1 pseudogene is annotated in these 434 nt (G+C 54.1%); it reads right to left on the bottom strand.

Annotated elements, in window-relative coordinates:
• A pseudogene (locus tag BFF42_RS20845) lies at positions 1–434 on the bottom strand (IS3 family transposase); the annotation flags it as partial.

The raw sequence follows: 434 nt of genomic DNA, 5'->3' as shown, positions 1-434 counted from the left end.
GCATTCTGGCGCATGATCCGGTAAACACGTTTGGCATTGATCGCAGGCATACCATCAAGTTCTGCCTGTCTGCGAAGCAGCGCCCATACCCGACGATAACCATACGTGGGCAGCTCTCCGATAACATGGTGTATACGGAGAAGCACATCCGTATCATCAGTGTGACGACTGCGGCGGCCATCCATCCAGTCATCGGTTCGTCTGAGAATGACGTGCAACTGCGCACGCGACACCCGGAGACAACGGCTGACTAAGCTTACTCCCCATCCCCGGGCAATAAGGGCGCGTGCGCTATCCACTTTTTTGCCCGTCCATATTCAACGGCTTCTTTGAGGAGTTCATTTTCCATCGTTTTCTTGCCGAGCAGGCGCTGGAGTTCTTTAATCTGCTTCATGGCGGCAGCAAGTTCAGAGGCAGGAACAACCTGTTCTCCG

Origin of the sequence: Shigella sp. FC1661 (assembly GCF_001712525.1) — a bacterium.
GTDB classification, from domain to species: domain Bacteria; phylum Pseudomonadota; class Gammaproteobacteria; order Enterobacterales; family Enterobacteriaceae; genus Escherichia; species Escherichia coli.
Note: the sequence above shows the minus strand (reverse complement) of the source record. Positions and strands in the feature narration are given on the sequence as shown.